This is a genomic window from Streptococcus sp. FSL L8-0526, assembly GCF_038007145.1.
Lineage (GTDB): Bacteria > Bacillota > Bacilli > Lactobacillales > Streptococcaceae > Streptococcus > Streptococcus thermophilus.
The window spans coordinates 625,656-649,844 of the sequence record NZ_JBBOWP010000001.1 but is presented as its reverse complement, the minus strand read 5'-3'; the positions used below and the strand labels follow the sequence as shown (position 1 = coordinate 649,844).

Here is a 24,189-nt window from a genome sequence, read left to right as displayed (position 1 = left end):
CTTTCTGCTCTCTTATTTTTTATCCTGATGCAGTGATAATGTTCTTATCTCTTATCCCAATCAGCACAATGATTTCTTAGATACTTGGCCACAAGTTCCCTTAACAAATCTGGAAAAAGAAGCGTGACTTCCTTTTTCTTGATTGTAGGGAAGTAAGAAGAAAAGTAGTACTGATCCACAAGGACCAAACTAAACTTCTCATTGGAATCTACAACCCTACTATTATACAACAAATTACCGTTTTTGTAAGCAAAGTTCCCTGTAATTAGCTCACCAAATACCTTACCTCTAAAGCCCATACCTTTAATAGCTTGGTTTTTAAGGAGTTCAGCCTTGGTAAAAACTTCACGACAAATTTCCTTTAGTTCTTGCCCTGTCACAAATAGACGGGCCATCCGCATCTGATGGGGAAGGGCTTCTTGAAGGTCTGCCATTGTCACTTGAGGACCTAGCGTTTTCATGATAAGTCCTGTATTCAAAAGCGTTAACTGGCTATCTGTCTCCTGACAAACAGCTTGTAAAACCAATTGACAGGTCTCATTAAAATTTAATTTTCGACCTAGATTAGCCACTTTTTCCTGGGCCAAACGACGATGACCTTCCTCACGCATGGCCTTGATAAAGGCTTCGTCCTCCTTGTCCAAATCCAAGATATAGTCCTTAGTGGGGATAGCCTCGATCTGACACGCTATTATTTGCCCATTTTCCACAGTTAGGTCAATACAGCCAAGAAAATAGCCATATCTATCAGCAGCTGCCAAATAGGTCTCATTAATCAATTTGCCCTCTTCAAAAAGGTGATGGGTGTGGCTTCCGATAACAAGGTTGACCTGTGGATAAGTCTCTGAAATCTGCTCATCATAACGCACACCTAGATGGCTAAGTACTATGACTAGGTCTGCATCCCTTACCTCAGAGCGGGCCAAATCCTCTTCCAACCTAGCCATAGGCTCTAACACCTGCCAACCATTGGGAGCATAGGTAAGGTAATAGGGAAAGGTATAGGCCAAGAAAGCAATTTTTGTACCAGCTTTAGTTTTGTGAACAAGATAGGGCTTGGCCCATTCAGGCTGTCCCTCCTCATCCTTGAGATTTCCTATGATCGGTTGAAACTGAGCCTGCTCATAAAGACAGTCTAGCTCATCCTTAGCTAGACCAATCCCCTCATTATTTCCAATAGTCGCATAGTCTATCCCCAGCTCATTCATCAAGGCTATATTAAAACGCCCAGCTGTCGCATCTGACAAGGGATGAGACTTATCCACATTATCCCCAAGATCTACCTTAATCAACTCTCTGTCCGTCTGACTCAAATCATCCACAGCCCGCTTGAGTTGTGGATACTGTTCAAAATGAGAGTGCAAATCATTGATATGGAGAATTCTAATCTTGTCTTTCATGACTTCTATTTTAGCACTTTTACCACAAAAAAACTTGACATTCATTCAGCCAAGTTTTTATATGTGAGACGATGCTCCTTGCTATCCAATTTTTTAATTACTGAAAGGCTTATGAGTAATGATGTTTTTTTAGTATAGATAAGGACTACAAAACCTGTAACTCCTAAAACATCTATCATTGTAAAGAACCAATGATGAGGAACACACAACTGATAGCAACTTGCTAGAATGAAACACACACAAATAAAAACGCACGGATCATTTTGTTCTTTCAAATTTCTAACTAAACTCCACAAAATATAGCCATTCCAACACCGGCTCCTGACCATGCCCCAAATACCCCACCTGAAATGGTCCCAACAATCGGTAATGTATGGGTTCCAACTGATGTTCCAGTCAAAAATCTAAGCACAGGAGATCCAGCAGCCCCAGCTACACAACCAATCACACCCTCACCTTCAATAATAGAAAGGTCTTCGGAATTAAGTGAATTAAAATTGTTAATGATTTTTGTTGTCATGAAAACAACCTTCTTTAAACTATTTTGTTTTAGGCTTTTCTTAAAAGCTATGATTTTATTATAGGTGGGAAGCCAACAAAAAAGTAGTGAAATTATAATTTTGAGAGTTGATTCAGCTTAGGACTTACAAGTTCTTTTACTTTTAAAGAAAATCTTCTAAAAACTAAGGCTTTCCACTGTGATAAAAACACCTAAATCTTTGTAGTCATAAGGCTTGGGGAGTGAGATCTTCGGATCAAAAGATGAATAATAAGTAAAGAGGCCGAAACTTTATAGTTTCAACCTCTTAAATTTTTTAATCTAAATTTACCTTTATCTAAAAGCCAAGCTTAGAGGCTTTGCTTCTTAGCTTTACGTTCAGCACGTCCCTTAGCACGATTGGCTGCACGACGTTCACGTTTGCGTTTTTCGTCAACCTTCCACTGAATTTTCTTCTTGTAACCAGGCTTGATTTTTTTCTTTTTCTTCTTAACCAAACCAATCATTTCCGTGTCAAGTTTTTGATAGGCTTTTTCTCGGTTGGCACGACGGTCGCGGTCATAGGTATCTTGGAACTCACCATCTTTAAAGACCTTAGGTTCAAAGGTGATCCCCATCTTTTCAAGCTCACGAATATCTGAGTCGTCACTTGGTTGATAAAGGGTGATTGCTGTTCCTGACAAGCCGTTACGTCCAGTACGTCCTACACGGTGAACAAAGAATGACAAATCTTGAGGAATAGCGTCATTGATAACATGGCTAACCCCTTCAATATCAATTCCACGCGCTGCAAGGTCAGTCGCTACAATATACTCAAATTCAAGCTTCTTAACTTGATTCATGATACGCTTACGTTCACGTGGTGGAATACCGCCATGAATTTTCGCTACTTTAAGACCGTTTGATACCAAATAACTGTGTAAATCATCCGCACGTTCCTTGGTATTAACGAAAATCATTGCCAAGTATGGCTGCATCCCCTTAAGCATCTCAAGAATTTGTCCATTCTTGTTGCGCCCCTTGGTAGATACTAACCAGTTATCAATGGTATCCGCAATCACCGTTGAAGTCTTGATTTGTTCCATGACAGGATTGGTCAAATATTTCTTCAAGAATGGTTGTAATTTTTGAGGAATGGTTGCTGAGAAGACCAAAATTTGAACTTCCTTAGGAAAACTTGCCGCAATCTTATCCACAGTAGCCAAGAATCCCATATCCATGGTCATGTCGGCCTCGTCAACGACAAAAGTATGTGCCTTGTGGATAGCCAAGTCACCAGACTTAAACAGGTCATAAATACGCCCTGGTGTCCCGATAACGATATGCGGTTGGGCTACCTTAAGTTTCTCGATCTGACGTTGTTTATCCGTACCACCGACGTAATTAACAACACGAATTTCTGTATCAGAGTGTTTGGCAATCTGTTTTGTCGACTGATATATCTGTGTCGCCAATTCACGCGATGGAGCTGTGATAACAACTTGAACATCCCTGCTCTCTGGATTAAGCTTCTCAAAAATTGGCAATAGGAAGGTATGTGTCTTCCCTGAACCAGTCTTTGATTCACCCACTAAATCACGGCCAGAACGGACTACTGGAATCAATTTTTGCTGAACAGGTGTTGGCTCCTTAAATTTAATCTCGTCGAGAGCCTCTTGAATATAGTCTTTAAAATTAAAATCTTTAAATGACATTTTTTCTTACTTCTTTTCTATCTAGTCTACCCTTATCATTATAACAGAAAAAGAGCATTTCTGCTCTTTTTCATTTATTTCATAACGTTTCCAAGAACCATCCAAAGGGTAATGGAACTTGCAAGAGCTCCAATAGTCCAAAGGAAAGCATCAACCTTCCATTCTGACCATTTCTCACCCTTACCCGAGATACCACCCAACTCGAGATGATGGTGAAATGGTGTCATACGGAAAATACGACGACCTTCACCATACTTACGCTTAGTATATTTGAAGTAGCTGACCTGCAGCATAACAGAAGCTGTCTCTAAAACATAGACTACACCAATCAAGAGTAGTGTCCACTCCACGCGTAGAGCGATGGAAATAACGGCAAGCATGGCACCAAGTGACAAGGAACCGACATCCCCCATAAAGACCTTGGCTGGCTTGTGGTTAAAGACAAAGAAGCCAAGAAGGGCACCAATCATAGTGATAATGATAGTCAAGATAGCTAACTCACCCTTGACAAAAGCGATGATTCCATAGGCAATCAAGCTGATAACCACAGAGACAGAAGCTAAACCATCAATACCATCTGTCAAGTTGACCGCATTTGAGAAACCAACGATCCAGAAAAGGACAAAGAGAACATAGAAGACACCAAGCTGAATTGTCAATCCTCCAATAGCTAGGCTATTTGTCCCACTAGGGAGTACATGGATGAAATAGAAAAGCAAACCTGCAACAATCTGCAAAGCCATCTTTTGCCAAGGTTTAAGACCCTCATTGATTTGATGGAAAATCTTAAGGAAATCATCAAGGAAGCCGATAATACCATAAATCAATATTACAAAGAGAATCCCTGCTGTAGCACCATAAGCTTGGTGCCCCTCAGTAAAGACGTGAAAGTTGAAAATCAAACTAATCAAGATGGCAACCACTAGAAAGACTGTCCCTCCCATAGTTGGTGTACCAGCCTTAGCCAGATGCTGCTTCACATCTTCATGCATCTGTTGGCCACCGATTTTTTTGATTTTGTAGTAAGTAATAAAATGGGGCATGGCGAGCACCGTCAACACAAAAGCGGCCACGCCTGCTATCAGACTCATAGTCATCTTAGTCTCCTAAAGTAATGGTAATCTTTTTGGTTTTAGACAGGGCTTCTCCTGCCGCAACACTTTGTTTGGTAACAGTCCCTGACTTGCCACCTTTATAAGTAATTTTAATGCCTTTCCATTTGGCAAATGTTTCAACATTCTTCTTGGTCCAACCATACATGTCTGGAAGTTCTGTGAACTCATTAGTCATGATTAGGATCTGCTCATTAGCTTTAATATCTTCTTTTGCATCTACAGAAACCTTTTCAATCTTATTGCCAACACCCAGAACAATCGGATGAACTAGGTTTTGGCGAAGAGTATTAGCTGTCTCTCCTGGTGTCTTACCAATGATATCACCAGTTTGGTAGCTAGTCTCTTCAGTCTTTCCACTCCCCTCAGAAACAGAAGTATCCAAAGTAGCACCCATAGACATGGCTTCTTCTAAAACAGGGTTCACCACAGTCGCAAAGAAATTATTATTCCAGGTCTTAGGCTCTTGAACGGTCACATACATGATGTATTCTGGATCCTCAGAAGGAACCATGGCTACAACTGAGTCGAGAGTCTCGTTTGTCCCAACTTTATAGGTTCCTGTCTTTTCATCGGGCACTTCGGCTGTTCCTGACTTAACCGCAACATCATTGTTACCAACCTGAATGATTGGTGAACCTTCAGACTTGTTGTACAGGGTACCAAACTCTGGATCTGTACCAACAGAAATCATATAATTACGGGTTTCAGAAGCAGCCTGCTTAGAGACAGGTTTGCCAATAACTTCTTTCTTGGCTGTACGAACAGTACCTTTATTAGTATCAGCAACTTGTTTTATAAATTGAGGCTCTAACATAATACCATTGTTAGAGATTGCGGTAAAGGCTCGAAGCATTTGGACTTGAGTTACTGAAATCCCTTGTCCAAAAGATGATTGGGCAATATTAACTGAGTTTCGAGAGACAATCCCTGAAGACTCGCCAACCATCCCAAAGCGGGTTGGAATTCCAAATTTGTATAGCGATAGGTAGTTAGACCAGACTTTGTCTCCCATGGCTTGTTCCAGCATGGTCATACCAACGTTACTTGAATATGAAAAACCTTGTGCAAATGACATCGTTCGACCTGTTGAGATACCTTCATTGATTGACCAGTCATTGATTTCAACATCACCAACCTTAATACCATTAGCGTTACTGTAGGTTGCATTCGGGTTGAAACTTCCATTATTGATAGCTGCTGACAAGAGCATCACTTTCATGGTTGACCCTGGCTCATACTGAGCTTCATAAAGGCGGTTGACCCAGTCGTAACCCTTTTTAGCCTGTCCTTCTAGCGTATCCGAGTTATAGGTTGGACGTTGTGTCGTTGCAAGGATTTCACCTGTTTTCGCATTGACAACTGTTGCTGAAGCATTTACGCCTTTGGTCTGCTCCATAAAGGTATCCATTTGCGTTTCAAGGAAGGTCTGAAGGGGGGCCGACAAAGTCGTATAGATATTCTTACCATCGATTGCTTCTTTGGTAATCGTTTCCGTACCCAGAAGCGTATTACCGTCTTTATCCTTCTCATAGATAGCTTCCCCATCTGTCCCAGTCAACAAGCTATTAAGCGAACGCTCCAAACCCGTTTGACCAATCAAAGAATAAGAACCATCTTTTTTATTTTCAATAGGTTCAGCACGACCAAGAAACTCTGATGCAAAGATGCCATTAGGGTACATACGTGATGTTGTTGCCTCAAATGCCATCCCCTTAATACCTGCATCCTTAAAAGTCTTTTCAAGGTCCTCTTTGACAGAGTAGGTGATTCCTTTTCCTTTTAGTCCAAAGGATACTTGATAGGCACCCTTGGTACGCAATTGAGCCAAAGTATAACTCTTTTTAATTCCTAGCTTGTCTTTCAAAATATCGGCAACCTTATCAAACTGACTCTCTTGTACATAGAGTTTTTCCCGAGTTGGTGACACATAGCTGGTTGATACAATAGCATAAATGGAATAACTGGTTGAATCCTCAGCCAAAACATTCCCATTTCGGTCATAAATCGTCCCACGCTTGGCCGCCACTGCGGTTTTCGTTTTATAAGACTTAGCAGCCTGTGTTGACAAATCAACACCAAACTTACTATCGGTTCCAATAATTACCACAAAGTTGATAATAAAAACAAAAAAGATAAAAATACTGAGAACCATCAGGTTCTGACCAACATGCTGTCGGTTTTGAGCTGGCTTTCTCCTATCCCTTACGACATAGTTTAGAAATAAATGTTTAAGTTTTTTAAGTCTGTTCATTTGCTATTTCACACTCTTAATACTATCGTTATTAATAGACAGGCCTGCCTTAGTGGCAATCTCTTTGATACGATCAGAGTTAGTTAACTCATTTACTGCCTGCTTAGCATTGTTAAGCTCTGTCTTTTCGTCACTAATCTTGCGATTAAGGTCTGTGATTTGATTCTTGATGGCTTGATTACGTCCTTGCAAATAGACGACTGAGATACTCATTACAATAGCTGTCAAAACAATTGCCGAATAGAAGGCCTTTTCCATACGTGTCATAAAACGAATATGGTTTCTAATAGCCCTATTAACAATCTGACGTTCCTTATTTTCCATAGTTACTTCCTGATTTTTTTAGCCACACGCAACTTAGCAGAGTGCGAGCGGTTATTGGCTTCTAATTCTTCCTGACTAGGTAGGATAGGCTTGCGATTAACCAGAGCTACCTTAGGTTGTAAGTCTTCGGGAATAAAGGGCAAGCCTTTAGGCACATCTACCGTGCTAGCTTCCTTAAAAAGCTGCTTAGTCAACCGGTCCTCCAAAGAATGGAAGGTAATCACCGAAATACGACCATCCACAGCTAGGAGATCCAAAGCCTCCTGAATAGACTCATCCGCAGCACCAAGCTCATCGTTGACCTCGATTCGGATGGCTTGGAAAATTTGTTTGGCTGGATGGCCCTTCTTCTTTAATTCCTTAGCAGGCTTAGCTGATTTAATAATTTCTGCCAGTTCCGTCGTCGTCTCGATAGGTTTTACCTGACGTACTTGCTCAATCTTACGTGCAATTTGTTTAGAGAACTTGTCCTCACCGTATTTGAAGAAAATACGTACTAAATCATTGTAAGGATAGGTATTGACCACATCATATGCGGTCAGACTTGCCTCCTCATTCATGCGCATATCCAGCTTGGCATCCTGTTTGTAGGAGAAACCACGCTCACGCTCATCCAACTGCGGGCTAGACACGCCTAAGTCATAGAGAATACCATCGATTTCAGACACACCCAAAGCTTCAAGGTTGGACTTGAGATTACGGAAATTATCTTTAATGAAGGTCACCATGCCCTTATCAATATAGTCCTTGAGACGCACTTGAGCATTATCAATAGCCTTCTGGTCTTGATCAAAGCAATACAAATGTCCCTTTTCAGACAATTGTGACAAAAGATAAGACGAATGTCCTGCGCCACCCAAAGTCGCATCTACATAGATGCCATCAGGCTTGATATCAAGCATATCAACAGTTTCGTGCAAAAGAACAGTTACATGGTGAAATTCATTAGTCATAATTTTTATTATAGCATAAGAACAGAGAAATTGTCTCGACTTGAAAGTTGTTAGGAAGTCAAAAAAGCTAGACCCTAGGCCTGGCTTTATGATTGATATATTAGTACTCAAAAATTAGTCTACTCTGTAATAATAACTTTTCTCTGAAGGCATCCCATTAGTCGCTAAAATTCGGTCCTTACTGTTATCTCCAGCATCACTTCCATCGCTAACCCCTTTAGGACAAAGCTCAATTGGGGTGTGTTACCTGTCGGAATGGAATCAATATAAGTTAAACTATATATCCCAGACACATATTGACTTTGTGAAACCTTATCAATTGGATAAGCATTCCCCCAAAGTTCCAATTGTCCATCCGAAGTAATTTTGATGGTCATTCCATTTGAGGACTTCCATGTGCCTACAGCTGACTTATAGTTACCATTTTTCAGTTCATCAGCCTTAAGTGAGCTTGAGCTTGTTTTATCTTCCAATGATGTTTTAGAACTACTATTACTTTCATCACTACTCAAATCCTCCCAATCCCAACTAGAAAGATCTGCTTTTTCAGCACCTGAATCACTGTCGTTTTTGACAAGAGGAGGGACCGTCATTATTAAAGTGATAACCTGAACCACCGCCTGCCGTGGCACCGACACTACCATAGTAGCTAAACGTCTTATCCTTGAGGTAAGCCAAGGTCATACGCTCACCTAACATTCCCAATTGCAAACCATCAGTCAGACGAATCACCTGACCATCATCCTTAGAAATAGTGTAGATATCCGTAATCATATAGTCTTTAAAGACATTTCCAGGTTTAAAAGCAAACACCAACTCGTCAACCCCATTACCATCCATATCATAATAAGCATAGATAGTGACGCCGGATTCGCTTGAGAATGAGCATAGGTCACCACCAAAGGATTAATTGAAGCGTCAGTTTGATTGTCAGCTACAGCTGTTTGATACTTGCTGATAATGTCATCATAAGCAGAGGTATCTACTTTCTTCTCTTCACTTGAACTTGAGTCTTCGCTTTCGCTCCCGTCTGATCGGGACTGCTCTACTGATGAGGCAGAATTTGTTTGTGATAAATGATTAGACTGATTTGAACAAGCTTCCAAAAGGGCAAGGCTAGATAAGCCAGTTACTAATAACAATATTTTCTTTTTCATGATAATCTTTCTCCTCTCTATTCGGTTACAGTAGAGCTAATATCTGAGCCGTAGGCAGGGTCTGTATAGCTTGAGGTATCACTATTTGAGTCGGTATCAGTTGTTGATGGCTCATAGTTATACCGAGGAGCTTGAGGACGAAGATTCACTTAAGCTTGTTGAAAATGTCGATGAACTAGAGCTAGATGACTTGGACGAAAACTTGGTTTTGCTTGATGATGACTGCTTAGTAGCTACCTTGACTTGTACCTTATCACGATTGTGCGTGAGCTACAAAAAGACGATTGCCAAAGCTAAAAGGATAGCCGGTAGGGTAAAAGCCAAAATAAGGTAATGTTTTTCTTTTAAATGACACGAAGTAGTTTCATAGAGTATTCACATTTATTAAATATAATTTTAGTATCAATTAGTCTTAGATAAAATTATATCAGAAATATTCAAATGTGCAATATTAGCATAAAGATTAGGGGATTAGAGAAACCAACTTTAAAAGAATTCAAAAATTGGTTTGATTACCTACATTATTCAAAATCCATTAATCGAGCAATTCATTTCCTAAAGCATCTTGATGGTATTTCGTACCTGGTTTCGAAGTAAATATCATAATACCGAGAACAATATTCCATACGAGATTGATCGCTAAGAGTTGTTAAATGGGGACTCAACTTTAGTTGGCTTACATAACAAAACAAGTAAAATAATCCAACCTACAAACGGAATAAAAATAGTAAAAATATAAGGCCATGTATATCCAGTATCATGCAAACTACCAACTATTACAGCAAGACCTGGTAAGAACTCACCAATTGTATAGACCCACATGATAAGTCCAAGGATGAGTGAAATGATTGCCAGAGCACTTGAACCAATTGAAGAAGCAATTATTCCAACAACTGCTACCACTATATATAGGCACCATGTAATCAGAACATTGACCAAATAGACAAACCAATAATCTGAGCAGCTGGAACGTCCCGTGAGATCGACATAGCCCATCCAATATTTTTTAGAGAATTTCTCTATTGAAAACTACAAATACTCAATACTTACAAATCCCTTTATAGCAATATTTAAAAAATGAAACTTTCATGATAATAGACTAAAAGCCATAAATTGGGATGAAATTGACACCAATTAACACCATAAAATAGACTAGCAATTATAATTGAATACAAAAATTATTATCAAAATAATATTACTATTTTCGATAAAATTTAGGTATCCAAAAAGCAGACTCCAAAGGTCTGCTTTTTACTATCAGCCGCTGACTGAGCTTGTGATTGAGCTTCTTGATTGTTTTCAAATGTTGCTTTTGCGGATGCAAATTGTTCTGAGGTAACTAACTGGGGCTGTGCCTAACTGGCTGTTGTCGTAGTAGTATCAACACTATCAGCATGTGCTTCTTGGCTAATGATACCTGTCGCAAGGACAGCTGTCGCCAAAGAAACTGATGAAATGATTTTCTTAGAATTCATCCTAAACTCCTTTTGACTTTTAAACATTAAAACTCCCACTAATTACCCCTCCCCGAAAATTTGTCAAGACTTTTTTAGGTATTTTTTGAAAAATTTAATATATTTTCATTTTTTCAGGAAAACAATACTCTTCTAATCTAGAATTTTATTACTGAATTTAAAATATAATAAAAAACGCCAAGTATAACCTGACGTATGAAATCACCTCATTTATTAGCTTCGTATACACGAAGCTTTTTATTGGTCTTTAAAACATCACCAAAGCTCCTCATTTTTGATGCCCCCAATATATCAGAAGCGTTTTACTCTAGCAAACTGACCAAAAAAAGCCCCTCATGGAGCTTGATGAGTTATTCTCTAATTTGACCTTGACCGTTAATATAGAACTTGGTTGAAGTTAGGGCCTCAAGTCCCATTGGTCCACGGGCGTGCATTTTTTGGGTTGAGATTCCGATTTCAGCACCCAGTCCAAAGACGAAACCGTCTGTGAAACGGGTCGAGGCATTGACATAGACAGCTGCAGCGTCAACATCGTCTTGGAATTGCTCAGCACGACTGATGTCCTGAGTCACGATAGCTTCTGAATGCGATGTCGTGTAAGTGTTAATCCAATTAATCGCCTCATCAAGGCTGTCTACTACTTTAACAGACATAATGTAGTCAAGAAACTCTGTCGCAAAATCCTCTGGTGAAGCGGGTACAGCTTTTTCCATAAGTTTCAAAGCCCTTTCATCCGCACGGAACTCAACAGACTGAATTTTTGAAATAGCTTTTTCCAAGTTAGGCAAGAATTCTTCTACAATATCAGCATGAACAACGAGAGATTCTGCAGCATTACACACACTTGGTCGTTGGGTCTTGGCATTGATGACAATCTGTGTCGCCATATCTAAGTTAGCATATTTATCCACATAAATATGACAGTTACCAACTCCCGTTTCGATGACTGGAACCTTGGCTTTTTCTTTCACAGTTTGGATGAGACGGGCTCCGCCACGAGGGATAAGCAAGTCAACATATTTGGTCGCCACCATGAGTTCCTCGGCTACCTCATGAGAGGTATCTTCAACAAACTGAACGGCATCTGCTGTAATTCCTGCATTTTTCAAAGCTTTACGAGCTACCGTAACCAAAGCCTTATTGGAATTGATAGCATCACGTCCTCCACGAAGAATAATGGCATTATTAGTCTTAAAGGCAAGGCTAAAAGCATCGATTGAAACATTAGGACGGCTCTCAAAAATCATAGCGATAACACCCATGGGAACACGCTTTTGAACAATTTTAAGACCATCTAGATTTGTATAACCACGAACTACTTGGCCGATGGGATCTTGGAGATCTGCGACTTGACGAACACCTTCAGCAATCCCTGCGATACGGTCTTCCGTTAAGAGCAAGCGGTCTTGCATAATCTTTGAAATGCCATTTTCGCTGGCATTGGCCATATCCTTAGCATTTTCAGTGATAATATAGTCACTCTCAGCTACTAGAGCTTTAGCTACCTGATTTAAAAGGTCGTTTTTAGCTGCTGTTGACAATTTAGCAATCTGACGACTCGCCACTTTGGCCTGCTGGCCCAATGTATCAACGTATGTCATATTAGTCCTCCTGTTTAAAAAGTGTACCGATTTTGGCTCCTTCTAGGACACGAAGAATGTCACGTGGATTTTCACCATTCATTAAAACCATTTGGCTTTGATTTTCAAAAACCATCTGAGCTGACTTAATTTTACTCATCATACCACCCGTACCAAATTTACTACCAGCAGCACCAGCTGAGGCTAGAATTTCCTCGGTAATCTCTGGTACATAGCTACGAAGGGTTGCATCCTCATAGACATTTGGGTTCTTATCAAAGAGCCCATCAATATCTGACAACATGATAAGTAAGTCCGCACCAACAACCTTAGCTACGATAGCTGACAAGCGGTCATTGTCCCCAAACTTAGTTGCATGATCCATTTCATCTACACTGACAGCATCATTTTCATTAACAATTGGAACTACTCCAAGCTCAAAGAGGCTTTCGAAGGCATTGATGGCATTGGCCAAACTCTCGGGGTACTCGACCACATCACGGGTCAAAAGAAGCTGAGATACCTTGGTTTGGTAATGTGAAAAGACTTGAGAATAAAGGCTCATCATGGCCACCTGCCCTACACTTGAGACAGCCTGTTGCTTACCTACCTCTGCTGGACGCTTCTCAAGATCTAGAACATTAAGACCAAATCCCATAGCACCAGAGGATACGAGGACAACCTCAATCCCTTTATTGTGTAAGCTAGAAATCACAAAAGCTAGCTGATCGATTTTTTCAAGATTAATTTTCCCTGATGGCAAAACCAAGGAGCTGGTCCCGATTTTGATAACTAGGCGTTTTACTGAGTCAAAATTTCGTTTCATGTTTATGATTATATACTAAATTCTTGTATTTTAACATATATAATGCATAGGTTTACACATAATTATTGACAGTATCCAGTATTATCCATCAAAAAAGAATCCCTCCAATCAGAGAGACTCTTTAAACAATTTGACCTAGGTAAAAAACATAGTTCTAATGCGTTTCCAACGTCTACGATCAACAAAAAGATAAATGATTAGAGCAATTAAAACTAGAAGTCCAGTTGCTATAACATTAACAACTAGGGCAATCCAGAACTTACTTGCAAAGAAGACAAGACCACCCAGCAAAGCTGCAATAAAAATGGTAAGGATAAAAATCCCCATATAAAGCCACTGTCCGCCGCCCCGATTGAAGAGCTGGGTGACTTCTTGCCAATTCACTTCTAACAATTTAAGGTCACGTTCAAAGAAATAGCCACCTACAAGATAGGTTGTCACAAGGAAACCAATGATGAAACTCAGTACTAAAACCGGATGGAGATGTGCAAGGAATATTAAACCAAGTCCTCCTAATAAGAGGGGAACACTGACTTGCAAGCCATAGAAAATCCAAAACTTTTGACGAAGATAGTCACCAGTATTGATTGGCAAGCTACGAATAAAGTCAAAGTTTGTTCCCTCTAAGGAAGTTGCTACACCAAGAAAACTTGTTGGTTGGGCTGAAAAGAAACCAAAGGCAACTCCGACTAAAAGCATAAGTCCGAAATAGTCTGGGCCCAGGTCCTTCAAAAAGACCGCACCTCCACCTAACATGATCATATATAACACTGGTACCATATAGGTATTAATAATGAGGGTGGGATTTCCCAAAGTAGATAAATGATGTCGGACCAAGACCTGTCTTTGACTTTGAGTAACAGCTTTGGCCTGAGTCTTTCTAGCCTTTTGGTTATAAATCGCTTCGTGAAAATAACGAGGCATTCTAACCTTATAAAACCAATAGGCCAGAATGAATACTAAGCCAAGAGGAAGGTATAGATTTAGGAGAGTCTCCATAGACAGCGGAGCAGCTACGACATCATAGTAACCTCTTAGATAAGGCAACAAGGGAAAATTGACATGCCCAGCACCCTTAATATAACCATTAAGAAAACCAACCATCATGATAGGCAACATAATCAATAGGGTCGACAGAGTCATTAGGATACTCGAATAGAGCTTTTGACGAGAGCTACGAACAATCATGGTCCCAATGCTATTAGCGAGAACTACTGACAGAACGAGATTGACAAAAAGACAAAGGATAAAGGCAAATAGCCCTACAGGTATCCCAAGTGGTCCAATAAATTGCCAGTAAGCTAGAATCAGAAGACTAAGGATAGGTACCATAAAGGTCATACCAACCATAAAACCTGACAAGGTCTTGGCAAGGAAAACTTCTGATGGTTTTAAGGGAAGAGGTAAATAGACCTTGCTATCTTTACTATCATAAAAGGTACTATAGAGAGCTGTAAATGTCTGGAGAAGTCCCATAACTGAAAATATCAAGAGATATAGGGTTAGAACACCAGGGTTAGCCTTATAATCAATACCTACAAAAAGATAGCTATAGATAATCGTAAAAATAATTAAAATCAAGAGTTGCTGCCTGAGCATGGCGTTAACGATGGAAAAATTGGCTTTTTTCTTTTTCTCCTGACGCTTCTGTAGGCTTGTAACTGCTTGAGGATTCGCATAGAGGAGATTAATTTTAAAAAGCTCCCAAACATGGTTCCAGTTCATGACTACACCTCCTCGGCCTTACGTCCAGCCATTTCTAGATAAATGGTTTCCAAATCCTTGTCAGGGTACTGATGCTTAAGTTCAGCTAGAGGCCCTTGGAAGATGAGTTTTCCTTTCTTCAAAATACCGATGCGATCACAGAGCTGTTCAGCTACACTTAAAACGTGGGTTGAGAAGAGTACACTATTGCCCTCCTTAGCATGGTTACGCATAGCTTCTTTCAAATCATAAGATGCCTGTGGGTCCAGACCAGTCAAAGGCTCATCTAAAATCCAAATCTGTGGATTAACCAGAAGAGCACCGATAACAACAACCTTCTGACGCATACCGTGAGAGAAGGATGAAATGAGGTTATAGCGATTTTCAGTCAAGTCAAAGGTAGACATGAGATTAATCAAACGTTCCTCAACCTGATTAGCTTCCAAATCATAGATACGTGTCAAAAAGTACCAGTAGTCATTGGCAGTCAAATTTAGAAATAAGTCCGGCGAATCTGGCACATATGCTATTTTCTTCTTAATAGCATCACGATGTAGGCTGAGGGCCATATCATCCACGTAAACTTCTCCGTAACTGGCTTCAATAATAGACGTCAAAATGGAAATAGTCGTGGTTTTACCAGCTCCATTGTGACCAATCAAACCAAAGATTTCACCGTCTCGAATCTCGAGATTAAGATCTGAGAGAGCATCCTTATTTTCATAACGTTTCGTTACATGTTCAAATCGAATCATCTTTTATCCTTTCTTGAGAACCTCTTTAACGATGGTCTCATTTTATAATGTATATCAGATTGTGAGTTAGAGTTGTTTCCTTATTTTTTATGAACAACACTCTAAAAACACTGACAATAGATTTAGATATGGCTATCTCATCACCTTCTCATTTATTGTATCATTTTAAAGGTACAATTTCAAGAAAAGTTTACAAATACGAGACGATTTTGCTTTCAGCCTTTGATAATGCTAAACTTATAGTATTTAGAACAAATAGGAGGAAAATCACTGGTGCCAACCGGAATTATCATCAACTCGCTATCAATCATCCTAGGAGGAATCGCTGGAGGACTCTTCGGTGACTATTTCAGAGAAGACTTCAAGGAGAACCTTAATCTCATATTCGGACTAGCCTCTATGGTTATGGGGATTAGTGCTATTATGAATATGGTTAATATGCCTGCGGTTATCTTCGCGGTGGTTATCGGTACTATCATCGGCCTCTTATTGAAGCTTGGAAACCTCATCAACAAGGGAGCTGGACTTATGGAAAAAGGCTTGTCCAAGGTTACGCCAAGCAAGAAAACCAGACTGGCTCACGATGAATTCTATGCACAACTTCTGACAGTTATCGTCCTCTTTTGCGCGAGTGGGACAGGAATTTACGGGAGTCTTGAGTCAGGAATGACTGGTGATGCTTCTATCTTAATTTCCAAGTCTATCCTAGATTTCTTCACAGCTATGATTTTCTCTTGTAGTCTGGGCTACATAGTTTCCATGATTGCCATTCCACAATTTATTGTTTTTTTCCTTCTCTTCTTGAGCGGTGGGATCATTCTTCCTCTAACGACAAAAGCCATGATTGGAGACTTTAAGGCTTGTGGGGGCTTTCTCATGATTGCGACGGGATTTCGTATTATGAAACTACGTCAATTCCCAACAGCAGACATGATTCCAGCCATGATTCTGGTTATGCCTATTTCTTGGGCTTGGGTTAATTGGATCTTGCCTTTTCTTGGCTGAAATTACTATCGAAATAACGAAATACCGTTGGTACTTAACTCCTGGCGGTATTTTATCTGTTGGGAAATTGGGGTAAAAAGTCATTTTGAAGAGAATTACTCTACTGATTATTACAGGTTTAGATAATTGAAACCTTATAATTTATGTATTTATAATTTTAATTCTTTCTCACCTTATTTATACTAAAGTTGGTTTATTATAATAGCCCTTTTAGGCCTAAGCAACTTACAAGATACTTTTTTCATAACTATTTCCACCCTCTAATATTTCAACGAATTTACAATAGTAATGGACATCTATCAAAAAAGACCGGTGTATTCACACCAGTCTTTTTTGAGGGGTTTGAGATACAAAAACCACTCTCCTACTATGAAAGAATGGTTCTGCGATAACTTATACTTCTACAACTTCTAAGTCCTTTCCACCCAAGAGGATAAGATATTTGTCGACCTTTTCCATTTGATAGGCTTGGCTAAGCGCTTTAGCATAGAGGCTCATTTGCCCTTGATAGCGCGTCCTAAGCTCACTAGGACGAGTGAAGTGGTCGGTCTTGTAGTCAAAGAGGACAATACGGTCTTCAAGAAGAAGATAGCCATCAATGATTCCACGAACAACAAAGTCTTCTTTACTAGCTGGGTCTTCTGCCAACATGGCAAAAGGTGCTTCACGACGCAACTTATCACGGTTGGCCAAAATAAGCTTCCCGAGCTCTGTATCAAAGAAGCCTAAAAGTTTTTTTAACTGAACACGCGCCTTGACTTGATCAGATGCCGATACCCGACTCAGTGCCTGAGTCAAATCTTGGAGAGTCACTGTATCAGAAAGAGTCAAGCGTTGCATGAGTTCATGGGTTGCTGAACCAACTGCAGCTCCAGTGACCTTAGTTTTTTGCCCAAAGTCTGGTAGCTCAAAAGTGCTAGCCGTCTCAAGAGGTTGCACTCCTTCTTTCTTATCCATGATATCTACGCCCTCTGTATCCATAATTGGTTCGTAAAAGGTCTTGAGCTGGCTTGGGGTACGCACAGATGGTAGGTTAATCGCTGGTGCATAAAGGTGGTTGAGTTTTTCAACACTTTCTAAGACAGTCAAGGCACGCTCAATCTCCTCCGTCTGACGATTGTTAGATAAATCATCGGCATCTACTGCTGCCTTGACTTCAACCTGTCCAATAGCCTCTGGCGTCAACTCCTCATCCTCAATAAAGCGAACAGTAAACTTGAGGTTCTTTCTCATAAAAGCAGTATCAAGTGCCATAATCCAATCCTGATAAGTAGCAATCTGGTCACGTAGAGCCACTGGTAGGCGATTATTTTCGATATCAGTGCCATACTGCTGGGTTAAGGTTTCCTTACTTCCCTTACCAACTAGGTAGAGTTTCTTCTTTGCACGTGTCATTGCCACATAAAGTAGACGCATCTCTTCTGAAATACTTGCCCTGCGCTCTTCCCTACGATTTTCCTGGAAGGTCAAGGTCTCAAGAACAACATTTAACTTAGGCAAATTGGTGTTTATCTGGTCTTTGAGGTCAGCTAGATACTTAATACCAAGCCCTTTTTCACGATTGATAATATACTTACCACTCAGGCCATCCTTGCTGTGACCAATGAACTTGCGATTCATCTGCAGGACAAAGACATACTTGAACTCTAGCCCCTTGGACTTGTGAATGGTCATGAGGCTAACGGCATTTTTGGGAACCAAATCTGTCACTTCCTCTAGGTCATTACCGCTGGCAATAATCTTATCAATCATGCCAATAAAACGAGAAAGCCCCTTAAATCCTGTCTTTTCATAAGCATTAGCACGCAAGGCAAGGGCATAAAGATTGGCCTGGCGTTGCTCAGCTCGTGGAAGACCTCCGACGTAGTCATAATAGAAACGGTCGTTGTAAATCTTCCAAATGAGGTCATAAATCGAATGACACTTACCGTAGTCACGCCAATCTGCCAGAGTCTCTGTGAAGAGAGTCAACTTGGCATCAAGTCCTTGCGTCACAACTTCCGGATAAAGACCTGATTTGGTATGAGCTGCAAGAAGCTTATCATAGAATTGGCCTTTGTCAGCCTGAACTGCGATACGAGTCAGGTCATCCTCGTTGAAGTTAAACATAGGTGAACGAAGGAGAGCAACGAGAGCATAATCGTTAAGAGGATTATTGATAGCACGAAGGGTGTCCAACATAATCATAACTTCTAGCGACTCTAGGTAGCTTGACTTATACTCGTCAGGAACCAAGGGAATCCCGTGTTCCTCGAAACTTACCATCAAGTCCAGATAGGTGTTACGGTTCGGTGCTAGGAGGGTGATGTCCTCAAAACGTACACCCTGCTCATGAAGTTTGATAATTTCTTTGATAACCAAGGAAATCTCACCGCTGCTGATAGCTTGATCAGGACCTTCTTCATCCTCACTCGTACTAGATTCATCACTATTATAAATCAGAACCTCAGTTTCATTTTCAGGATGGGGCTCTTTTTGCTTCTGACTACCTGCTACCAACATATGAGTCTTGTCATATAGGATGTCCCCGATTTCCTGATCCATGAGGTGGCTAAAAACACCATTTGTCGCATCAATGACTTCAGATTGACTACGAAAGTTTTCCTTAAGGAGAATCAGCTTACCTGCATCAGGATTTTCAAGGAAAAGCTGAAACTTACCATTAAAAATCTGAGAGTCTGCCTGACGGAAACGATAAATGGACTGCTTGATATCTCCCACCATGAATCGGTTATGACCGTTAGATAGAAGTTCCAACATTCGTTCTTGAGTATGGCTATTGTCCTGATACTCATCCACCATAACTTCATGGTAACGGTCACGGTATCTGACTGCCACCTCTGGATTTTCTTCCAAAATACGGATAGCAAAGTGAGCAATATCCGAGAATTCAAAGGTATTTTCCTGAATCTTTGCCTGTAAATACTGATCCGAAAAATCAAGTATAAAGAACTGAAGTAGCTCCAACATAGGTAGGATGTCATCATTATGCTTGGTCAAAACCTCCAGAACGGTGAGCTGAGTATCGACCTCTCGCAACTGAGCCACAAACTCATTTTTGGTCTTGTTGTATGCTTCCTTGTAGGCCTTGAGTTCCTCATCTTTAGGACGGGTCATATTGGTCAAACCAGTACCTCCTGACAGAGTCAATAGTTGTTTGAGGAGGTCCTCCATGTCAGTTTGGTCATTAATCAAGGAGCCCTCAAGAAGGATAATGGCATCTGACACATTATTCAGATACTTGGCCTTGGCAAATTCACGCTGAGCTATACCTAAATGGTCTCTTAAGAAAGCTAGGAAATCAGCCAACAAGCCATCTTTAAGACCGTCTAAAAGCTCATTTTTAGCCTGTTCTGGCTTGGCCTCGATCTGTCCTTTCAAGAGATTTTGACGTAGCCATTTTTCAGGATCTGCAGTAGCCTGAGAAAAGCTGTAAATATCGTAAACTAAATCACGAAAAGCCTTGCTAGTTTTGCTATGTCCAGTGAAATTACGGACCAATTTTTGAAAAAGTTGGGCATCCTTTCCTTGCATGTAATCATTGAAGAGATCAGCATAGACCTCATTTTTCATAAGCGTCTGCTCAGCAAGGTCTGTCATGATACGGAAAGTAGGTGACACACCCAGGAGATAGCCATACTGATTGACCAATTTCTGGGTAAAGGCATCCATGGTTCCAATATCAGCCGTCCCAATCTTGGCAATCTGTTCTGAAAGAAATGCCCGCTCCTCATCCGTCTCTGCCTGTCCTAAATGCTTTGTCAGCCGCTTTTCTAGACGCTCCTTTAACTCACCTGCAGCTTTTACCGTAAAGGTTGAGATAAAGAGTTGATCAATACTAACGCCACGTCCAATCATATCAAGGATACGCTCAACCATGACAAAGGTTTTCCCTGAACCAGCTGAGGCAGATACCAAAATATTAGTACCATTACTGTAAATAGCTTCAATCTGTTCAGGTGTTAACTTGCAATCCTTGTCAGAAGCTGCTTCTTGGGCAATACGTTCCTCAATCTCTGCTGGACTTAAAAAAGCTTTAGTCAACATGGTTATCCTCCTGGTCTTTTTTGTCTACTCTCACAGCATGATCAATGACTGAAAAGGAGATAGGATTTTCAGAAACTTGCATCTGATTCTCTTCCTCAGTTTTTGCCATCAACTCCAAATAGGCTTCCTTCTTGCCCTTTTTGGGTAAACGCAAGAGTTTACGAGCCTGTCCCATGTGGCGGTCGGCCTCGAAGTGAGTAATAGACTTGATTTGATCCCCTTGAACAGACTTGCCATCCTCAGTATAAGGATTGATCGCAAAATTCCCACTTCGAATAACTTCAGCAGCACTCCTAAAGAGCTTAATATTGTATTCCAACAAGGTTTCTAAATCCTCCTTGTCATAGGTGACAGTCTTTTGCAGATCATAGTTTCCACCAGTCAAATGCTCCGTTTCTGAAGCCACAAAAAGTCCCTTATAAGTCAATTCCTTATGAGCCTGAGCCACTAGCTTTTCCAAACCAATCTGAGCTAGGTTAAGCTGTGGGACCTGCATGTGAAGATACATAGCCCCAAAAAGTTGATCAGCATCAACCTTATAGGTTTGACGGAGAGCCTCCAGGTAGGTCACCAATTGCGGACTGAGGCCATTGTAGAATTTCTGAATATCAAAGACATTTTTACCTGTTTTATAGTCAACAACACCCAGAGCACCATCTGTTAAACGGTCCACTCGGTCAATAATCCCAGTAATCTTGATGCTATTTTCTAAAAGCAAGTCAAACTTGACTTCCTCACGCTCAACCTTAACCGCCGCATTGTCACGTAGAACACTGGCTGTTGAACGCGCTATGTCCTCCAAAATCTGAAGTGAGAAACGACTCTCTTGGTCCTCAGTATAGAGAATTTCAAAAGGGTGATCCTGATTGGTCTGAGCAATGGCCTTTTCCAATTTATCATCGAAGCTTTCTGACGACGAATCACCCATCACACGCTCAAAGACTCGGTGTAAATAAGTCCCATGGTGTCGAGCATCCGGATGGATAGACTCTAGCTCCTCAAGTTCCAAAACATAACGCAAGAAATAAAGATATTGGTTGTTATAGAAGGTCGTCAGAGCTGTAGCTGATAATTTCAGTGGTTCTTCCTTCGGAAAGACCAACTGCATGACCTGATCGTCCACCTTGGTTGTCGTCACATCGTCAATCACCTTTGGAATCAAGACTTGATCCTTATCAAGTCGCTTACGGAGATAACGTACAGCAACCGACCAGAAAGTCTTGGTTTCTTTGTCCAAGTCAAGATCCAAATGGCTACTGTTAAGGGCAATGACAGTCGACAGAAGGTCTCTATAGTTCCCAATCTGGTCCCCCTTTGCTTCGAAACGATTGCGTCCCTTTTCCACCAAAGGAATACCAAGGTCAAGAAGCTCCTTCAAATAAACCGACATGTCATCTTGACTTTCATTTATAATTTGTGGCTGACTAAGCACTAATTGTTCACTAGCAGCATTCAAAAGCGACATAGCCATGAAATGACCTCGCTTACTATTGCTCTGCGTAACAATATCCAAACTCCTGTGCTCATCCGTCGCCTCATTGATACGACTACGCTCCTCATCAGACAGGAGACTCTTATTTTGTCCTACCTTAGGAAAATGTGACTGGGTCATCCCCAAGGCAAAAACATACGGAGCCGAATGTGGCTGTATTAAGTCGTATTTTTTCACATTGACCACATCAACAGTGGCTGGAACCGTACGGTAATCACAGGCCAACATTCCCGAACGCAAGATAGACAAAAAGTCGTCTACTGAGAGCGATTCGTCTCCAAAGATAGTCTCAACCTGCTCCAAGATATGAGTGAAAGCCTTCCAAACCTGTTCATTCTGTTCTTTTTCAGCTTCACTGGCCTTGGTGGACAATTCAACCATCTGCCTTGGCAGTTGCACAGCCTCTAAAAAGATCACCAGTTTCTTGAGTAGACTAGATCCCTTTTGTTTGCGACTATTAAGAAACTTATCCAAGGGCTCTATCAATTGTGACCGCAAGACATTGATCTGGTCTAAATTATACTTATCACGACTATTAGCTGTAAAATTAGACAAGAATTTATGACGCCCCTTGATATCCGCAAAATTGACATAATACTCAAAAATGTCTAAACCCTCTTGAGCAAAACCACCATAGAGACCGGATTTTACAAGGTTAAGCAAATCCTCAGCACGGTAGTTATAGCGCTTGATACGCTCTAGCGAATCCACAAACTGCACCAAAGGATGGCTAGACATGCTTTCTTCCTTGCCGAAATAATAGGGAATATCAAATTTTCGGAAAATCTGCCCCACGTGAAGCTTGTAACTCTCCTCGTCACCAAGCAAGACCAAAATATCCTTGTAACGCTTGCCATCTGCCAGCAACTGACGAATACTCTTGGCAACCTGGGCCACTTCTTCTTTCTGGTTGACCACTTCCCAAATCTTCAGGGCATGCTTATCCTGCTCAATTACCGTCTCATCTACCGTACTAAAGTCATGACGGCTCTCCAAAAGACGACTAATACGCGCAAAAGAAAGATTGCCCTCCTTGTCTGTCGTCACGTAGTCGGGTATCACTTTATATGTCTGAGCCAAAGTCCTCAAGAAGTCCACTGAGGCCTGATAAACATTGCCATAAACAAAATTGGCCTTATAAGCTTTTTGACTAGCATAGGTCCCAACTACAATCTGGTGGCACTTGTCGTTCAAGAGTGCAACCAGAGCCTCCTCCTCAGCCGAGAAACGGGTAAAACCATCAATGACCAAAACTGTGTTACTCAAGGCCTCATCCAGATGCCCTGAGGTGATTTCCTTAAAGAAGGCACTGAGCTTTGATTGATTGTCAAAATCTCCTGCCAACAAGAGGTCCTGAGCTGCACTGAAAATCCTTACCAAATCCTCTTGTTTTTCAACCTGATCCAAATGCTGCAAATCCAATACTGTCATATTGGCCTGCTGCAACTCTTTATAAAGGTCCACCAATTGATTAATAAAGTTGCTATCCTTACGCAAACGGCCATAGACCTTGAGCTCATCATCGCCCATGTGCAACAACACTTTATAAAAAATCATGGCCAAACCTGTATCATCCAACTGAGTCTTTGGGTTACTCGTATTGAGAATAAAATACCTAGCCATCTGAGTAAAACGAGTCACCGTAATGTCAAAAGATGCTGACTGAGGCAGGTATTCTAAAACCTTTCGCTCCTTTTCAAAGGATAGGGCACTAGGAGCAATATAAAAAACCCTCTTTCCCTTTTGAGCATAGCTAGACGCCTGCTCCGTCAGAATTTCTGTTAAATCCTGAGACATATCCGTATAAAGTAATTTCATAAGACGTCCCTTTCTTGTCTCTACACCAGCCGTTCGGACTAAGTCGGACTAAGCAAGAATTGCCATTCACTTAGCACTAACAACCACTAATCCT

At 40.8% G+C, this 24,189-nt stretch carries 20 protein-coding genes; 2 read left to right on the top strand and 18 right to left on the bottom strand.

Features of this window, described 5'->3' with window-relative positions; all coding sequences use genetic code 11:
* Nucleotides 1-44: 44 nt before the first annotated feature.
* The 10 genes from NSQ85_RS03525 to NSQ85_RS03480 form a co-directional block, all read right to left on the bottom strand.
* Nucleotides 45-1,400, bottom strand: coding sequence for a bifunctional metallophosphatase/5'-nucleotidase (locus NSQ85_RS03525; protein ID WP_340781163.1), 1,356 nt, complete (start codon nucleotides 1,398-1,400; stop codon nucleotides 45-47).
* A gap of 283 nt (nucleotides 1,401-1,683) precedes the next feature.
* Nucleotides 1,684-1,920, bottom strand: coding sequence for a Blp family class II bacteriocin (locus tag NSQ85_RS03520; RefSeq protein WP_171815042.1), 237 nt, complete (start codon nucleotides 1,918-1,920; stop codon nucleotides 1,684-1,686).
* A gap of 329 nt (nucleotides 1,921-2,249) precedes the next feature.
* On the bottom strand, nucleotides 2,250-3,593 hold the full coding sequence (locus NSQ85_RS03515) for a DEAD/DEAH box helicase (protein ID WP_011681583.1): 1,344 nt from the start codon (nucleotides 3,591-3,593) through the stop codon (nucleotides 2,250-2,252).
* Between the two features lie 74 nt (nucleotides 3,594-3,667).
* The gene (gene mraY, locus NSQ85_RS03510; RefSeq protein WP_011227524.1) at nucleotides 3,668-4,690 is read right to left on the bottom strand and encodes a phospho-N-acetylmuramoyl-pentapeptide-transferase; all 1,023 of its coding nucleotides are present in this window, start codon (nucleotides 4,688-4,690) and stop codon (nucleotides 3,668-3,670) included.
* A gap of 1 nt (nucleotide 4,691) precedes the next feature.
* The gene (gene pbp2x, locus NSQ85_RS03505) at nucleotides 4,692-6,959 is read right to left on the bottom strand and encodes a penicillin-binding protein PBP2X (RefSeq protein ID WP_100273128.1); all 2,268 of its coding nucleotides are present in this window, start codon (nucleotides 6,957-6,959) and stop codon (nucleotides 4,692-4,694) included.
* A gap of 3 nt (nucleotides 6,960-6,962) precedes the next feature.
* Nucleotides 6,963-7,283 (bottom strand): cell division protein FtsL, encoded by a 321-nt coding sequence (ftsL, locus tag NSQ85_RS03500; RefSeq protein WP_002948801.1) that lies wholly within the window; start codon nucleotides 7,281-7,283, stop codon nucleotides 6,963-6,965.
* A gap of 2 nt (nucleotides 7,284-7,285) precedes the next feature.
* The gene (gene rsmH, locus NSQ85_RS03495) at nucleotides 7,286-8,236 is read right to left on the bottom strand and encodes a 16S rRNA (cytosine(1402)-N(4))-methyltransferase RsmH (protein ID WP_014621931.1); all 951 of its coding nucleotides are present in this window, start codon (nucleotides 8,234-8,236) and stop codon (nucleotides 7,286-7,288) included.
* 164 nt (nucleotides 8,237-8,400) lie between these two features.
* Nucleotides 8,401-8,829, bottom strand: coding sequence for a hypothetical protein (locus NSQ85_RS03490; RefSeq protein ID WP_011681585.1), 429 nt, complete (start codon nucleotides 8,827-8,829; stop codon nucleotides 8,401-8,403).
* The gene (locus NSQ85_RS03485; protein WP_239504963.1) at nucleotides 8,795-9,010 is read right to left on the bottom strand and encodes a hypothetical protein; all 216 of its coding nucleotides are present in this window, start codon (nucleotides 9,008-9,010) and stop codon (nucleotides 8,795-8,797) included. The genes NSQ85_RS03490 and NSQ85_RS03485 overlap by 35 nt, the downstream gene beginning before the upstream one ends.
* Nucleotides 9,007-9,393 carry a hypothetical protein gene (locus NSQ85_RS03480; protein WP_340781158.1) on the bottom strand — a complete coding sequence of 129 codons (387 nt, stop codon included), beginning with the start codon at nucleotides 9,391-9,393 and terminating at the stop codon, nucleotides 9,007-9,009. The genes NSQ85_RS03485 and NSQ85_RS03480 overlap by 4 nt, the downstream gene beginning before the upstream one ends.
* Nucleotides 9,394-9,499: 106 nt before the next feature.
* Between NSQ85_RS03480 and NSQ85_RS03475 the strand changes: the two genes are divergently transcribed.
* Nucleotides 9,500-9,727: a hypothetical protein gene (locus NSQ85_RS03475; RefSeq protein ID WP_340781157.1), complete on the top strand. Its 228-nt coding sequence runs from the start codon at nucleotides 9,500-9,502 to the stop codon at nucleotides 9,725-9,727.
* A 305-nt stretch (nucleotides 9,728-10,032) separates the two neighbouring features.
* Here NSQ85_RS03475 and NSQ85_RS03470 read toward each other — a convergent pair whose 3' ends face one another.
* From NSQ85_RS03470 to NSQ85_RS03445, 6 genes are all read right to left on the bottom strand, one after another.
* A complete protein-coding gene (locus NSQ85_RS03470) occupies nucleotides 10,033-10,389 on the bottom strand; it encodes a DUF805 domain-containing protein (RefSeq protein ID WP_340781156.1) in 357 nt (118 codons plus the stop codon).
* A gap of 359 nt (nucleotides 10,390-10,748) precedes the next feature.
* The gene (locus tag NSQ85_RS03465) at nucleotides 10,749-10,895 is read right to left on the bottom strand and encodes a hypothetical protein (RefSeq protein ID WP_340781155.1); all 147 of its coding nucleotides are present in this window, start codon (nucleotides 10,893-10,895) and stop codon (nucleotides 10,749-10,751) included.
* 323 nt (nucleotides 10,896-11,218) lie between these two features.
* Nucleotides 11,219-12,469 carry a glutamate-5-semialdehyde dehydrogenase gene (locus NSQ85_RS03460; RefSeq protein ID WP_014621940.1) on the bottom strand — a complete coding sequence of 417 codons (1,251 nt, stop codon included), beginning with the start codon at nucleotides 12,467-12,469 and terminating at the stop codon, nucleotides 11,219-11,221.
* A 1-nt stretch (nucleotide 12,470) separates the two neighbouring features.
* Nucleotides 12,471-13,274 (bottom strand): glutamate 5-kinase, encoded by an 804-nt coding sequence (proB, locus tag NSQ85_RS03455; RefSeq protein ID WP_014621941.1) that lies wholly within the window; start codon nucleotides 13,272-13,274, stop codon nucleotides 12,471-12,473.
* Between the two features lie 135 nt (nucleotides 13,275-13,409).
* Nucleotides 13,410-14,999 (bottom strand): ABC transporter permease, encoded by a 1,590-nt coding sequence (locus tag NSQ85_RS03450; RefSeq protein ID WP_340781154.1) that lies wholly within the window; start codon nucleotides 14,997-14,999, stop codon nucleotides 13,410-13,412.
* Between the two features lie 2 nt (nucleotides 15,000-15,001).
* Nucleotides 15,002-15,733 (bottom strand): ABC transporter ATP-binding protein, encoded by a 732-nt coding sequence (locus NSQ85_RS03445; protein WP_179972258.1) that lies wholly within the window; start codon nucleotides 15,731-15,733, stop codon nucleotides 15,002-15,004.
* Between the two features lie 273 nt (nucleotides 15,734-16,006).
* Here NSQ85_RS03445 and NSQ85_RS03440 point away from each other — a divergent pair, with 273 nt between their 5' ends.
* On the top strand, nucleotides 16,007-16,738 hold the full coding sequence (locus NSQ85_RS03440) for a DUF554 domain-containing protein (protein WP_179973981.1): 732 nt from the start codon (nucleotides 16,007-16,009) through the stop codon (nucleotides 16,736-16,738).
* A gap of 393 nt (nucleotides 16,739-17,131) precedes the next feature.
* On the opposite strand, the gene addA is transcribed toward NSQ85_RS03440, so the two are convergent.
* Both addA and rexB read right to left on the bottom strand, forming a co-directional pair.
* Nucleotides 17,132-20,785 (bottom strand): helicase-exonuclease AddAB subunit AddA, encoded by a 3,654-nt coding sequence (gene addA / locus NSQ85_RS03435; RefSeq protein WP_340781149.1) that lies wholly within the window; start codon nucleotides 20,783-20,785, stop codon nucleotides 17,132-17,134.
* Nucleotides 20,775-24,095, bottom strand: a complete 3,321-nt coding sequence (gene rexB / locus NSQ85_RS03430; protein WP_179973983.1) for an ATP-dependent nuclease subunit B — start codon at nucleotides 24,093-24,095, stop codon at nucleotides 20,775-20,777. Before rexB ends, addA begins: the two co-directional genes overlap by 11 nt.
* Between the last annotated feature and the right edge of the window lie 94 nt (nucleotides 24,096-24,189).